The 12,558-nt window shown below is 49.8% G+C and carries 13 protein-coding genes and 1 pseudogene; 7 read left to right on the forward strand and 7 right to left on the reverse strand.

Going from position 1 to position 12,558, the window contains the following annotated elements; all coding sequences use genetic code 11:
* The first annotated feature begins 15 nt into the window (after positions 1 to 15).
* On the forward strand, positions 16 to 1,932 hold the full coding sequence (locus G3M78_04550) for a response regulator (GenBank protein ID QPJ64698.1): 1,917 nt from the start codon (positions 16 to 18) through the stop codon (positions 1,930 to 1,932).
* Positions 1,933 to 2,083: 151 nt separating this feature from the next.
* Here G3M78_04550 and G3M78_04555 read toward each other — a convergent pair whose 3' ends face one another.
* The 6 genes and pseudogenes from G3M78_04555 to G3M78_04580 form a co-directional block, all read right to left on the reverse strand.
* Positions 2,084 to 2,356 carry a hypothetical protein gene (locus G3M78_04555; protein QPJ64699.1) on the reverse strand — a complete coding sequence of 91 codons (273 nt, stop codon included), beginning with the start codon at positions 2,354 to 2,356 and terminating at the stop codon, positions 2,084 to 2,086.
* 416 nt (positions 2,357 to 2,772) lie between these two features.
* Positions 2,773 to 3,375, reverse strand: coding sequence for a DUF3106 domain-containing protein (locus tag G3M78_04560; GenBank protein QPJ64700.1), 603 nt, complete (start codon positions 3,373 to 3,375; stop codon positions 2,773 to 2,775).
* On the reverse strand, positions 3,344 to 3,556 hold the full coding sequence (locus G3M78_04565; GenBank protein QPJ64701.1) for a hypothetical protein: 213 nt from the start codon (positions 3,554 to 3,556) through the stop codon (positions 3,344 to 3,346). Before G3M78_04565 ends, G3M78_04560 begins: the two co-directional genes overlap by 32 nt.
* Positions 3,557 to 3,575: 19 nt before the next feature.
* Complete coding sequence (locus tag G3M78_04570) at positions 3,576 to 3,923, reverse strand: DUF3619 family protein (GenBank protein ID QPJ64702.1); 348 nt, start codon at positions 3,921 to 3,923, stop codon at positions 3,576 to 3,578.
* Between the two features lies 1 nt (position 3,924).
* The gene (locus G3M78_04575) at positions 3,925 to 4,446 is read right to left on the reverse strand and encodes an RNA polymerase sigma factor (protein QPJ64703.1); all 522 of its coding nucleotides are present in this window, start codon (positions 4,444 to 4,446) and stop codon (positions 3,925 to 3,927) included.
* A gap of 171 nt (positions 4,447 to 4,617) precedes the next feature.
* Positions 4,618 to 4,980, reverse strand: a pseudogene (locus G3M78_04580) (hypothetical protein).
* 259 nt (positions 4,981 to 5,239) lie between these two features.
* Here G3M78_04580 and G3M78_04585 point away from each other — a divergent pair.
* The 4 genes from G3M78_04585 (at position 5,240) to G3M78_04600 (ending at position 9,049) form a co-directional block, all read left to right on the forward strand.
* Entirely contained in the window at positions 5,240 to 6,391 is a 1,152-nt protein-coding gene (locus tag G3M78_04585) for a VCBS repeat-containing protein (GenBank protein ID QPJ64704.1), read from the forward strand.
* Positions 6,392 to 6,579: 188 nt separating this feature from the next.
* Positions 6,580 to 6,951: a group 1 truncated hemoglobin gene (locus G3M78_04590; protein QPJ64705.1), complete on the forward strand. Its 372-nt coding sequence runs from the start codon at positions 6,580 to 6,582 to the stop codon at positions 6,949 to 6,951.
* Between the two features lie 378 nt (positions 6,952 to 7,329).
* Entirely contained in the window at positions 7,330 to 8,517 is a 1,188-nt protein-coding gene (locus G3M78_04595) for an ImmA/IrrE family metallo-endopeptidase (protein QPJ66765.1), read from the forward strand.
* 10 nt (positions 8,518 to 8,527) lie between these two features.
* Positions 8,528 to 9,049, forward strand: coding sequence for a DUF4411 family protein (locus G3M78_04600; GenBank protein ID QPJ64706.1), 522 nt, complete (start codon positions 8,528 to 8,530; stop codon positions 9,047 to 9,049).
* A 75-nt stretch (positions 9,050 to 9,124) separates the two neighbouring features.
* Here the strand turns inward: G3M78_04600 and G3M78_04605 are convergent, their stop codons facing one another.
* A complete protein-coding gene (locus G3M78_04605; protein ID QPJ64707.1) occupies positions 9,125 to 9,325 on the reverse strand; it encodes a DNA gyrase inhibitor YacG in 201 nt (66 codons plus the stop codon).
* A gap of 172 nt (positions 9,326 to 9,497) precedes the next feature.
* On the opposite strand from G3M78_04605, the gene G3M78_04610 reads away from it, so the two are divergent.
* Complete coding sequence (locus G3M78_04610; GenBank protein ID QPJ64708.1) at positions 9,498 to 11,609, forward strand: AAA family ATPase; 2,112 nt, start codon at positions 9,498 to 9,500, stop codon at positions 11,607 to 11,609.
* Positions 11,610 to 11,617: 8 nt separating this feature from the next.
* The gene (locus G3M78_04615; GenBank protein QPJ64709.1) at positions 11,618 to 12,430 is read left to right on the forward strand and encodes a hypothetical protein; all 813 of its coding nucleotides are present in this window, start codon (positions 11,618 to 11,620) and stop codon (positions 12,428 to 12,430) included.
* Positions 12,431 to 12,558 lie beyond the last annotated feature (128 nt).

Consider the following 12,558-nt stretch of genomic DNA (forward strand, 5'->3'; position numbering starts at 1 on the left):
GGCGATAAATTCCTCATGAAATTTGACTATTTTAAGAACGCTTCAATTCGAAAAAAATTGATATGGATTTCCATGACAACCTGCGGGATCACTTTGTTTCTTGCCTGCACCGGGTTCTTTTTCTATGAATGGATTAAATCTGAAAATGATTTGCGCGTTGAAGTTGAAACCTTGTCGGAGATCATCGCGAACAATAGCATTGCCGCATTGGAGTTTGAGGATGAAAAATTGGGCCAGGAAACGTTGAATGCTTTGGCAACGGACCCTAAAATCCTGTCCTCGGCGCTCTATCTGAAAGACGGGCGTTTGTTCAGCGCTCATGCGCGTAATGAAACTGGTCAGGCGCCGTCCAGTCCCGGGCAGGACGGTCTCTATTTCAAGGACGGCAATCTCATTGTTTTTCACCCCATTGAATTTGACGGATCCCGATTGGGAACGCTTTACATGCAAGTGGCTCTGGATGTTTTGAGTGAAAACCTGAAATTGTTTTTTTACCTCGTCATCGTCGTTTTGTTGATCTCATTTCCTGTGATCTTTTATCTGTCAAGAGCGCTTCAGAATCTGGTCACGCGACCTATTGAAAATTTAAAGAAGGCCACGCAACATTCTCTCACCCATGGTTTGGATGAAACCGTGATTGAGGTCGAATCGAATGACGAAATCGGGGAGTTTGCCGCATCCTATAAGGACATGATCGGAAAGCTCAACCGCGCTGAAAAAGAATTGAAAACCTATAGCGGGCAACTTGAGGATCTGGTCAAGACCCGTACGGAAGAACTAATCCTTGAGAAGGATCGAGCTGAAAAAGCCAATCAGGCGAAATCAGATTTCTTATCGCGAATGAGTCATGAGCTGAGAACTCCGATGAACGCGATATTGGGTTTCACGCAGTTATTGGAGATGGACACCAAGCATCCTCTGGCGGATTATCAAATGAATGATTTGGCCAGAATTTCAGCGGCAGGAGAGCATCTTCTGCAACTCATCAACGAGGTACTGGATCTTTCAAAAATTGAATCAGGAAACCTGGATCTGGAACAAGAGACCGTCGACATGAACGGAATTGTGGAAGATGTGCTTGCTCTCTCGCAACCGCTGGCAGACAAAGGGCATATCGTTCTGGATTATCTAAAACCGGCAGAGAGGCATATCTATGTTGAAGGCGATGCTCTGCGACTGCGGCAGGTGGCGTTGAACCTGATTTCAAACGCCATCAAATATAACAAGCCTGCGGGTCGCGTGACAGTGGCCTTCGAGACCCCGCAGGCGGGGAACCAGGTTCGTCTCGGTATACGCGACGAGGGCATGGGGATTCCGGAAGAAAAGCGAAGCGAACTATTTAAGCCCTTTTGCCGGTTTGATGAAGATGCAAATCAGATTGAAGGTACGGGCATTGGTTTGACGATCTCGCGTCAATTGATCGAGCTGATGCACGGAGCGATCGGTTATGAAAGCCTGGTGGGTAAGGGCAGTTATTTTTATATTGATATTCCGGTCGCCCATGATTCGCCAAGGCCAGGCGGAGCGGTCGGAGAATCAATCCCGGCTGTCGCGACGATGCAGAGTCATAAGAAGGCGCTTTATATCGAAGACATCACAGCGAACATGGAACTGGTGAAGAAAATATTGAAGACCCGGGCAGATGTCGAACTGATATGGGCCGACAATGCGGTCACCGGTATTGAACTGGCGAAGTTGCATCGGCCGGACCTGATCCTGATGGATATTCACCTGCCCGGGAGGGATGGCTTGACCGCCTTCAAAAAACTGAGAGAGGATGCCGCAACCAAAGACATTCCGGTGATCGCCGTAACGGCGGATGCAATGAGCGGTGATTTGAAGCGGGCGATGGATATGGGATTCAAAGCTTATGTCACGAAACCGATTCATATCCCCACGTTTCTGAAAATCATTAATGAAGTGTTGGATTAAAAAAAGCCGCTCTGGATCGACCATGCGACTGAGAAGTCGTTGGTCGGTCCGAGCGGCCTGTCTTCAGGAAATCATTCGGGGCGGGACAGGAAAGGATCTAACATCGCGAATGATTCCCTTCAGACCTTTCCGAATTAAAACGATTCACTAATCAACCGCAATCAATGACCAAATGGCCTTCGCCGCCAGAGACGTTAACCACTCGAGCGTCTGAAATTTTAACGCCTTTGCCATTTTCCCATCCGCTGGACATATAGTCTGCAGTCAGAGAATATTCCCGGGTTTCTTTGGGTTCCAGTTGATCGAAGGAATAATGAACTCCGTTTCCTAGAATCACCTGCACGCTTGCCAAATCATCCGAAGGATTTTGGATTCGCATGCTGTTGCTACAGATAGTTGTGTCGCCCGGTTTCAACAATGTCATTCCATTTTCCGGCGAAGAGAAAAACCAGGACGGCATTTCGGCCGACGCCGTTTGCGCCGAACCAAGTACAAGCGCAAATGCAAGGGCTACGAACCCTGCGAAATAACTCCCCCGTTTTGCAGACGCTCCCCTCCCGTTTTCTACCAGTCTGTTAGTTTTTGAAGCGACTACATTAATGTTTTTCATTTAAAAAACCCCCAAAAAATATAAATTAGTAATTTGAAACCGAGCTCCGCGAAGCCCGGTTCAATCAATGTGTATAAAGGGAGGATTAGTCTCGCTATGAATTGCTGTCAATAGATTGCAAAATTAATTTTGATTTATTACAAAAAATTAATCATCCCGCGTTGTAACGAAGGCGGTAACGGGTTTGGGTGGGCGTTGAGAACAAGGCGCAATGCGCGATTGAAATAATGCTACCGGGCGCTGCGTTGACTGGGGGGCGTGCGAGGAGGCGCGCTTTGACGCTGAGCGCGGGCTCCGTTTCGATCATTGAAAGGGCGGCGCTGTTGAAACCGTTCTGGCTCCTGGCGGTTGTTGCGTCGCTCGCGCAATTGCCGGCGAAACTGTTTGCGCTCGGCTGGCGAAAGGGAACGGAATTTTTCCCTGATTTGTTCGCGGCGTTCCACAGGCAGTTGTTGAAAGCGCTCGCGCGAGGCGCGCAGGCGTTGTCGTTCTTCTTTTGGGAGTTTGCGAAATTGTTCGAAGCGTTCTCGGATTCTTTTTTTTTCGTCAGGCGTTTTATTCTTCCAGGACTGGAATCGTTCCTTCGCCGCCTTCCTTTCTCCATCGCTCAATGCGCTCCATCGTTCCGCGCCTTTCAACAAGCGTTCGCGTTTCTCCTGCGGGAGCAGGCTCCATTTGTTTTTCATGGGCGCCAGTAACTGTTGTTGCTGAGGGGTTAGCGCCTGCCAGGCGCGGGTCGATTCCTGCGCGCCCAGAGAGAGCGGAAAGAACAGAGCGATCAGGAAGATTGTAAGAAACATTTTATTTAGATTCATCATTGCTTTCTTTTTCATCAGTCAATGGCAGAGATGCGAGTTCTGCGGGGTCGAGCCAGTCGCCTTCTTCGGTCTGCCACTCGCCCAGAAAATCCAGAAACTCGATGGAAGGTTCCTCCGTCGGGTCCGTTTCGGGCGGCGCCGCGTCGACGCTCTCCTGGGCGTTTGCCGGGCTTGAGAGAAACAGCCATATTCCCATCGAGAGAAGACATAAGCGCTTAGCCCGCATCGACCTGTTCATCCGCAACCCATGCGTAAAATTCAAGATCCTCATACAAATCCAGCGAATCTTCAGACGCCAGCAGGTCCAGATCTTCAATGCCGGTCATCGACGTTTGCGGCTGTTGCCAGTACAGAACGCCGACCAGCAAGGCCAGAGCCGTCGCCCAGCCGGTCGCCTGAACCGGTTGCCAGCGGAGCCAGCGCCAGGGCGATGCGCTTTGTTTCACCGCATTGCGACGAACGGCGCTGAGCCGCGAGCGCGTATCGGCGTCCATAGTGTCGACGCCTTCGTTCAGCGCGTTCTGAATCTGTTTCAATAATTTGGAATCTTGTGAGTCGTTCATCTTATTGATGATCCTTCAATAATGATCTCAATTTTTCCGTGGCGCGGGAGTAATGCGTTTTCACGGAACCCTCAGAAATTTTCATAGCCCGCGCCGTTTCTGCGATGCTGAGTTCTTCCCAGGCGCGTAGCAAAAAAACCTGTTGCTGGCGCAAGGGCAACTGGCGTAAGGCGTGATGAACCGCTTCGACCGAAGCCGCTCCCATCAAGGCATCGCCGGGGTCGCGCGCTTCGGGATCGGCATACTGTGCAATGGGGTCTTCGCTTGCCGTTTCGCGCTTCCAGCCAGAAAACAGGGAAATGATTCCGTTGCGGACTTTGGCGCGTCGATGCCAGTCGCGTATACCATTTTGCAATATGGTGAAAAATAACGGTCTCCATTCCTGCTCCGATTTTTCTGCATAGCGCCTTGCCAGGGCGATCATGGCGTCCTGCACGATATCCAGCGCCTCTTCTGAATTGCCCGTCGCTATCTCCGCGATTCTGAATGCCCGCCGCTCTACCGATGCTAGGAATTGTTCCATTCGTATCCTGATTTAATAGAGAGCGGCTTGAGCTGGCGTCGCTCCCTGCGCCTGTGAAACGCGCCAGACCCATCGACCTTAACGACGATTTGCCCGACGATTCTGCCGCGCTTCGCGTCGATTTTCCCGTCGATCCTGACGGTTTTCCTGAAGCTGATCGCGTCGATCCCCGCGTCGTTCCTGCCTTGCTTCGCGTCGGTTTTCCCGCCGATCCTGACGGTTTTCCTGAGCGTGTTCGCGTCGATCTCCGCGTCGTTCCTGCCTTGCTTCGCGGCGGTCGTTGATGCGTTCGCCTTTATTGTCCAGGCGTTCATCTATGCGGTCGCCTCGTTGATCCAGTCGATCCGCGCGCGCGTCCCTGCCCGCTTCCCGCGCCTGGTCGGCTCTACGGTCCAGCCGTTCGTTGATTCGGTCGCCCCTGTTGTCGAGGCGATTTTCAATGCGGTCTCCCCTGTCGACCGTTTCGCCGGTTTGCGCGTAGGCGGAGTTTGCAAAGACCAGCGCCAGACTTGTGATCACGATCATTTTTTTCATTAGCTGTCTCCCTGTCAAATTGGAAATTGCGTTCATACCCTGTACAACGCAAGACGCCGCCTTCAGGTTGACAGAAAAGCAGATTTGTTCTGGTTCTTTTTGCCAATGCTATTGAAAAACCACGATCTTTAGCCAGACAAGGACTAGCCCTTGCTTTGCAGAAGGCTCGCCGCTCGGGCCTCAGCGATTTTTGCAAGTTGGGTCGCTTTAAGGTATAAATAAAATTTTAATCCTACAAAAATTCATCGAAACGGTTTCTATGAAAACAGGCGTTCTGTTCACAATATGTTTCTTCCTTTTTATTGTCGTTAGCGCCTGTACGGAAAACCGTTCTGCGCCCGCTCTGTTCAATGTTCCTTCCGCCTATTCCGTAGGCAAGAAACCGTCTTCGCTGGTTGCGGAGGATTTTAACAGCGACGGCTACCCGGATTTGATGGTTTCCAATTCCGCAGGCGATTCGCTGACCTATCTGGCGGGTACTGGCGACGGCACCTTCATGGCTCCTGTAACCATGAAAACGGGACGCGAGCCCATGGCCCTGGCGACCGGCGACTTTAATGGAGACGGCTTGCCGGATGTCGCCGTCAGCAATTATGGCGACGGCGAGGTTTCGATCATCCTCAGCCAGAAAGACGGCATGTTCCGCAAGAAGACAAACGTCGAGGTCGGACGCCTGCCCATCGCGCTCGCATCGGGCGATTTCAACAACGATAAAATAGCGGACCTGGCGGTGACTCTGCGTTTTGATAAATTACTCATCCTGCTTGGCGTGGGGGACGGAACTTTCAAATTAGCGGAGTCCTATCAGGCAAGCGGGACGCCCGCCTACATAACGGTCGGCGATTTCGATAACGACAAGAATATGGATATCGCCGTCGCTCTCAATTCGGTGAAGGCCGGTCATATTAAAGTTTTTTACGGCAAAGGCGACGGAACGTTTTTGAGTCCGCGTAAATTGAAGGGCGGCAAACAATCGTCTTTCATCACCCAGGCCGACGTCAACCGAGACGGTTATCTGGACCTGATGATCTCCAACACCATGTTCGACAGCCTGACGCTTTTCCTCGGCGGCGATAACCGACACTTTACGCGCGTGGAAGATTTCGCCGGAGAAAAGGGCCCGGAGTTTATCGTGCCCGGCGAATTCACCGGCGACGACAAACTGGACATGGTGGTGTGCAACAAGCGCGACGGTTCGATTTCCGTAGTCGAAGGTCGCGGCGACGGCTCCTTCGTTTATCCGCACTTCAACTATGCGGTGGGAAGCAGTCCGCGCGCAATGGTGGGGGCGGACTTCAATCAGGACGGTCTCACCGATCTGGCCGTACTGCTTTATGACACGCAAGTCCTGCAAGTCATCATGCGCAGCGCCGAAGGCGTTTCCAGAATAGACGGCACGGAAGACACTTGATCTGCACAGCGGTGTTTCGGCAAGCCAGGATGGCTGTTTGTGAATCTATAGATGGTTTTTTCAATCGGGGATGCCGTCATTCCTGTCCCGGTTTTCTCAGTCCGGAAGACTTTGACAAAATGAATACGGCTTTATTCATAGCCCGCTCCTAACAAGAAGATCAACGGGCCAACAATAGGATGAATCCAGTGAATCAGAAATCGCTTTACGAACGCCTTGGGGGTTACGATGGTCTCACTGTTTTTGCAAATGATTTGCTCCCACGTTTGCAAACAGACGCTCAATTAGGCCGCTTTTGGCAAAATCGCGGGGACGATGGCATCGCCAGGGAAAAACAATTACTGATCGATTATTTATGTGCAGTGACCGGCGGACCCATGTATTACACGGGCCGGGATATGAAGACAACGCATAAAGGGATGAAAATCAGCGAAAATGATTGGGCCCTATTCCTAGAGCACGCCGGAGAGACGATGAAGAACTTAAAGGTTCCAGCGCAAGAATGTGATGAGGTCGTCTCCTTCGTACTGAGTCTGAAACCAGATATCGTTGAATCATAATCTGGACCCACAAATAAAATTAATCTGACTCATGCGGGCATCGCCCGCAGGATAAAAGCCGAAACGTTTCGATTGCGCTCTGGATGGGTGCATAGCAAAGAGAAGTTGAGCGCTAGAAACCCCTCTCATTCACTATCAATCCCCATACGTTCCGACATCTTAGAAACTTGCTGTAGTCTGGTAATTTAACGGTTCGATAATACCGTTGAATAATGAATTCTAGGGTGATACGGATAATATTTTGATATTATTAGAGGGGTATGTGTCTTAAACAACCGGGGCCCGGTGAATGGATTATTGATCTGCTCGTTTGAATTAAACTGTCCAAAAAAGTAAATGAATAATGGGATTGCCGATTTAATCTCAAAGAATATTAAAATGCCAAAAATAAATCAGGAAATATTAATATGGGCACGGGAAACCAGTGGGCTCACTGTCGAGGAGGCAGCTAAAAAACTACAACTTAAAGACACCAGTGCGGCTACAGGTGTTGAAAAGTTGCTAGAGTATGAGAGCGGGAAAGAGCCGTCTCGTTCCCTGCTGGTAAAAATGTCCAAGCAATATAGAAAACCTCTTTTAGCATTTTATTTAGAAAAACCGCCTAGAAAGGGAGATCGGGGTGAAGACTTTCGAACTCTTCGTGAAGGTTATAAACAAGAAGAGAATGTATTGGTGGATGTTTTAATCAGAGATATTAAGGCGCGGCAAAGTGTGTTACGAGAAATTCTCATAGAGGAGGACGAAGCCGAAGCTCTTCCATTTATTGGTTGTACTAATCGTCAGCAGGGGATTTCCAACATTGCGAATATGATTAGGCAAACATTAAACTTTAACTTAGGAGAATTTCGAGGTAATAGGGATCCTGACGATGCATTTAAATATCTCCGAAATATTGCTGAGGAGATAGGTATATTTGTTCTACTGGCAGGGAATCTCGGATCCCACCATTCTAATATAGATACCGAGATATTTAGAGGCTTTGTTCTTGCTGATAAAATTGCTCCTTTTATTGTAATTAATGATCAAGATTCAAAATCGGCTTGGTCTTTCACTCTTCTGCATGAGATTGCTCATTTATTGTTAGGTCAGACTGGTGTGAGCGGTTCCTTTTCTGAAAACATGGTAGAGCAATTTTGCAATGATGTTGCCAGCGAGATTTTACTTCCCTCTGATGAATTAAATGATTTTAAACCAGATATTTTAGATTTTGAAAAATTGACTCAGCAAATTTCTTCTTTTTCTAAAGAACGTAATATCAGCAGTAGTCTTGTTTCGTATCGTCTGCTGAGAAAGAGTTACATTAACCAAAGACTATGGACTGAGTTATCTAAATTTTATGAAGCATATTGGCGTGATTTAAAAACAAAAGAAAGAAAACGCAATAAGCAGCAAAAAGGTGGGCCAAGCTATTTTGTTTTGCAAAGAAAAAAACTAGGTAATGCTTTGGTTCGAATTGCTGAGCGTATGATGCTTTCCGGAGCTCTTACGACAACGAAGGCCGGGTTGTTGCTAGGAGTCAGACCAATAAAAGTTCACAAACTCTTCCATTCTGGTAGGGCAGTATAGGGGATAGTCATTGCTATATCTGCTAGATGCAAACACATTGATTGATGCAAAAAACCAATATTATCCTGTGAAACGGGTGCCAGAATTTTGGGATTGGCTAGTGTATCAAGGACAACGATTTCGAATAAAGATTCCAATCGAGATTTATGAAGAATTCAAAGATACAGAGACAAGAGAAGGACAAAAGGACGATCTTGCCCAATGGGCAGGAATAACTGAAGTAAAAAAGGCGCTACTATTTAACGAAGAGTCAGAACCAGACCTTGTTTCTCGCGTTGTTTATGGGGGATACTTTCCAAATCCTGGTGATGATGAAATAGAGAAACTCGGGCGTGATCCTTTTCTCATCTCTTATGCCCTTAAAGATAGTAATAACCGTTGTATTGTTACCACTGAAGTATCCAAACCAAAACGAAAAGGGGTGAATAAAAAGATACCCGACGTGTGTGATACTTTGGGTGTTCGGTGTATTAATAACTTTCAATTGATCCAAGAGTTGGATTTCAGTACTGCTTGGAATGCCGATACATAGCGTTTGTAATTATAAATATTACCAGATGAACGCTTCCCGTCTCAATTCAACATCTGCTATAGACGAATACGTCCCTCACAGCTCATCTTTCTCTCCGGCTTCCACATCCCAGTCCGTGGCGGTTCCTCCCGCGATGCGATAGTCTCCGTCGATCCATTTTCCCAGATCAATCAGCTTGCAACGCTCGCTACAAAATGGAAAAAAGGCGCTGTCCTTGGCGGCGTATTCCTTTTTGCAAATGGGGCAGGGCGCTGAATTTTCCGGTCGAACACTCATCTCGTCTATCCTGAAAAAATCTGTTTGCGCAATCATAGCATAAGCCGGGCAGACTAAAAATAGCCTCGTAACTAGTTGATTTTTATTTACTTTATGGCTAAATATTTGTATATTAAGGCGTTATTTTACATGTCCTGAATAGATCAAATAATCATTGATTTTACAATAAGTTATGAAGACTCTCGCTCGCCATCCCGACCTCTACGAAATTCTGAACGTTGCGCCCAATGCCACGCAAAAGCAGATCAGTATCGCTTATTCCCGGCTCATCAAGCGATTGGATACGGGAGAAGGCGGCGAAGCTGAGGGCGCTCCTGCGCTCAAGGAAAAAATCGCGCTCTTGCAGGAGGCTTTCGACATTCTCTCCGATGAGAGGAAGCGCAAGGCTTACAATTTGTTGAGAGAAGATGAGGGCGGCGGCATCGATGAAGCGGTCAAGCAGGCGCGAACGACTCTCAATCAATCGCGTAACAGTCGGAGCGATGAGCGCAAGCCTTTGAACGTTTACGAGGATTATTACGGCTTTTCAGAAAAGCCGTTCGATCTGACTCCCGACCCGAAATACCTCTACCTCAGCCCGAAGCATAAGGAAGTGCTGGCGCATCTGGTTTATGGTCTGCAGGAGAACAACGGCTTCCTGAAAATCATCGGCGAGGTGGGCACGGGCAAGACTACCATTTGCCGCAGTTTCCTCAAGGAGCTGTACGCCGATTTCAGCATCGCTTATATTTTCAATCCCTGCATCAACCAACTGGAGTTATTGCAATCTATCAACGCCGAACTGGGTCTGCCCTCGGAAAGCACGAGTCGCAAGCAGTTGATCGATACCCTCAATCGCTTTTTGTTTGCGGAGCGCGAAAAGGGTCATCGCGTTGTGGTCATCATCGACGAAGCCCAGGACTTGCAGGCGGATGTGCTGGAGCAATTGCGTCTGCTATCCAATCTGGAAACGGAGACGGAAAAACTCATTCAAATCGTATTGATCGGGCAACCGGAGCTGGATGACTTGCTGGCGGAAGATCGTTTGCGGCAGTTGCGCCAACGCATCACCATCAGCTGGGAATTGCTTCCCCTGAATCTTGAAGAGACGCGCGGCTATATTCACCACCGCCTCAACGTCGCGCTGGGCAAGGGCAAGGTCAAATTCCTTCGTCCGGCGGCGGAATGGATTTTCCGTTACTCGCACGGCATCCCGCGCATGATCAACGTTATCGCCGACCGCGCGCTTCTCATCGCCTACACGCTGAACACCAAGACCATCACGCCCAAAGTGGTGAAGATGGCGATCAAGGACATCGGCAACCTCAAACCGCTGACGACGAAAAGCGATTTTTTCTGGCGGACCCTGGCGCCGATCGGACTGGGCTTTGCGGCGCTGGCGATGGGACTGCATTATTTTGTCTTGCCCGATTTCAATCAAACACCGGAAGACGCCGACCTGAAAAAAATCGTCGCGCAAAATCCCCTGCCGTTGAAAAGTCCTGTGCAGTCTCGCATTCCTGTAGCCGCGCCGCAGACGCAAACGCCTGCGCTCGCCAACGACTCCAGCGATGAAACGCCGGAGCCGACTGCTTTGCAGGCGCGTCGTATTCCCAGCGCCGGACCTTTATACATCACGCAGGAGGACAAGCTGGTGACCTATCTTTCCAGTCTGTCCCTCGGCGAAAGCAAAATGGAAGCGGTCAAGTGGATGGTGAAAACCTGGGAGATCGACGCCGACACTTTTTCCGCGTTTGGCGATTCGGCTCTTGAACGGGCGCGCGACGAATACGGATTGCGATCCTACGCGCTGACCGCCAATTTCGAAAAACTGGCGTCTCTGAATTATCCGGCGATCATTGAACTGGCCCTGCCCAATGCGCAAGGCACCAAGTATCTGGCGCTGATGTCTCTGCAAGGCGACCGCGGCGTTTTCGGTTCCGTCGACCAGATGGAGATTCCCTTATCTCTGCTCGATTCAATGTGGACGCGCAAGGCGATCATTCTGTGGAAAGATTTTGAAACGCTTCCGGAAGATTTCGCTTCCGGCTTTCGCGGCAAAGAGTCCATCTGGTTGCAAAAGAATTTAAGATTGCTCGGATTGTTCAAAGGACGCGAGGCCTTGACCTACGGACCCAAGACGATCAACGCGGTGATGGAATTCCAGCGCAAGAATCAGATCCCGGACGACGGACGTTTTGACGACGAAAGCAAAATGGCGCTCTACAATCTTCTCGATATCTACCCGACGCCGAAGTTGATCCCGCAAGGCGCGCCCGGTCTGGACCGGACCGATCAGGGCTGAGGGCTGTCATGAGCACCATCCTGAAAACGCTGAAGAAACTCGAAAAAGACAAGAGCGAGTTGCAAAAGGATCTGGACCTGAAGGAGATGGTCATTCATAGCGAAGGTCCGTCTTACCTGCGCATGCAGGAAAAGGAATTGAAGAAGGCCTGTTATTTCGCGGGTCTCGGCGTGTGCGGCGCCTTGATGGGCGCCAGCATCATTTACCTTTTTACGCAAGGTTCCTCAGAAGCGCCGGATCTGCGCGACCCCGCGCCCATCGACCGTCCGGCGGCGCAGAAAACTTCCCTGACCTCAGCTCCTCAGGTGTTCCAGCCGGGCTTTTCTCTCTCGGATATACCCGAAGATTCGCGATTTCAGGAGCGCGAAGATGATGCATTTTCGACTGCGCCCCCGGCGCAATCAGAGGCTCCGCGACCCAAACCGATTTCAAAAAAACCGGCTGTGCCGGAACCGACCGCGCCAGACCGGGCCGCGCCAGACCCGGCTCCGGCAAAAGAGATTCAGGCTCATTTGAATCCAGCGCCCAGGCCGGAAGCGCGGCGCCCGGCAAGCCCCGCTCCAACTCAGGCGACTCAGCAAACGCCTTCTGCTGCTGGCGCGCCGAGCGCTGGAAGCATCAGCGGTCTCAAGATCAAGGGTATCATCTTCTTCAGCGCGGGCAATCGCGCCAATCATATCTTTGTGTCGACGCAACAGGACAGCAATAAAAAATTGCGCCTGGGCGATACGGTGCAGGGTGCGGTGTTGGAGAGCATCGAACCGAGCCGGGCGATTTTTTCCTACGGCAATCGCTCCATCGTGGTCGGCCTCGGCGAATAATTTTCTAAGAGCAAACGGGGCTTTACAAAAAAAATCAACGCCGATAGTTTTCCCATTATAGCTGGGTAGCGCGAATAATTTTCCAAGAGCAAACGGGGCTTTACAAAAAAGATCAACGCCGACAATCT

Origin of the sequence: Candidatus Nitrohelix vancouverensis, assembly GCA_015698305.1 — a bacterium.
Classification (GTDB): Bacteria; Nitrospinota; Nitrospinia; order Nitrospinales; family VA-1; genus Nitrohelix; species Nitrohelix vancouverensis.

Excerpts from the sequence above, each read along its gene's own strand:
- G3M78_04550 (QPJ64698.1), top strand. The coding sequence starts at position 16 with ATGAAATTTGACTATTTTAAGAACGCTTCAATTCGAAAAAAATTGATA.
- G3M78_04555 (QPJ64699.1), bottom strand. The coding sequence starts at position 2,356 with ATGACATTGTTGAAACCGGGCGACACAACTATCTGTAGCAACAGCATG.
- G3M78_04560 (QPJ64700.1), bottom strand. The coding sequence starts at position 3,375 with ATGAAAAAGAAAGCAATGATGAATCTAAATAAAATGTTTCTTACAATC.
- G3M78_04565 (QPJ64701.1), bottom strand. The coding sequence starts at position 3,556 with ATGGGAATATGGCTGTTTCTCTCAAGCCCGGCAAACGCCCAGGAGAGC.
- G3M78_04570 (QPJ64702.1), bottom strand. The coding sequence starts at position 3,923 with ATGAACGACTCACAAGATTCCAAATTATTGAAACAGATTCAGAACGCG.
- G3M78_04575 (QPJ64703.1), bottom strand. The coding sequence starts at position 4,446 with ATGGAACAATTCCTAGCATCGGTAGAGCGGCGGGCATTCAGAATCGCG.
- G3M78_04585 (QPJ64704.1), top strand. The coding sequence starts at position 5,240 with ATGAAAACAGGCGTTCTGTTCACAATATGTTTCTTCCTTTTTATTGTC.
- G3M78_04595 (QPJ66765.1), top strand. The coding sequence starts at position 7,330 with ATGCCAAAAATAAATCAGGAAATATTAATATGGGCACGGGAAACCAGT.
- G3M78_04605 (QPJ64707.1), bottom strand. The coding sequence starts at position 9,325 with ATGAGTGTTCGACCGGAAAATTCAGCGCCCTGCCCCATTTGCAAAAAG.
- G3M78_04610 (QPJ64708.1), top strand. The coding sequence starts at position 9,498 with ATGAAGACTCTCGCTCGCCATCCCGACCTCTACGAAATTCTGAACGTT.
- G3M78_04615 (QPJ64709.1), top strand. The coding sequence starts at position 11,618 with ATGAGCACCATCCTGAAAACGCTGAAGAAACTCGAAAAAGACAAGAGC.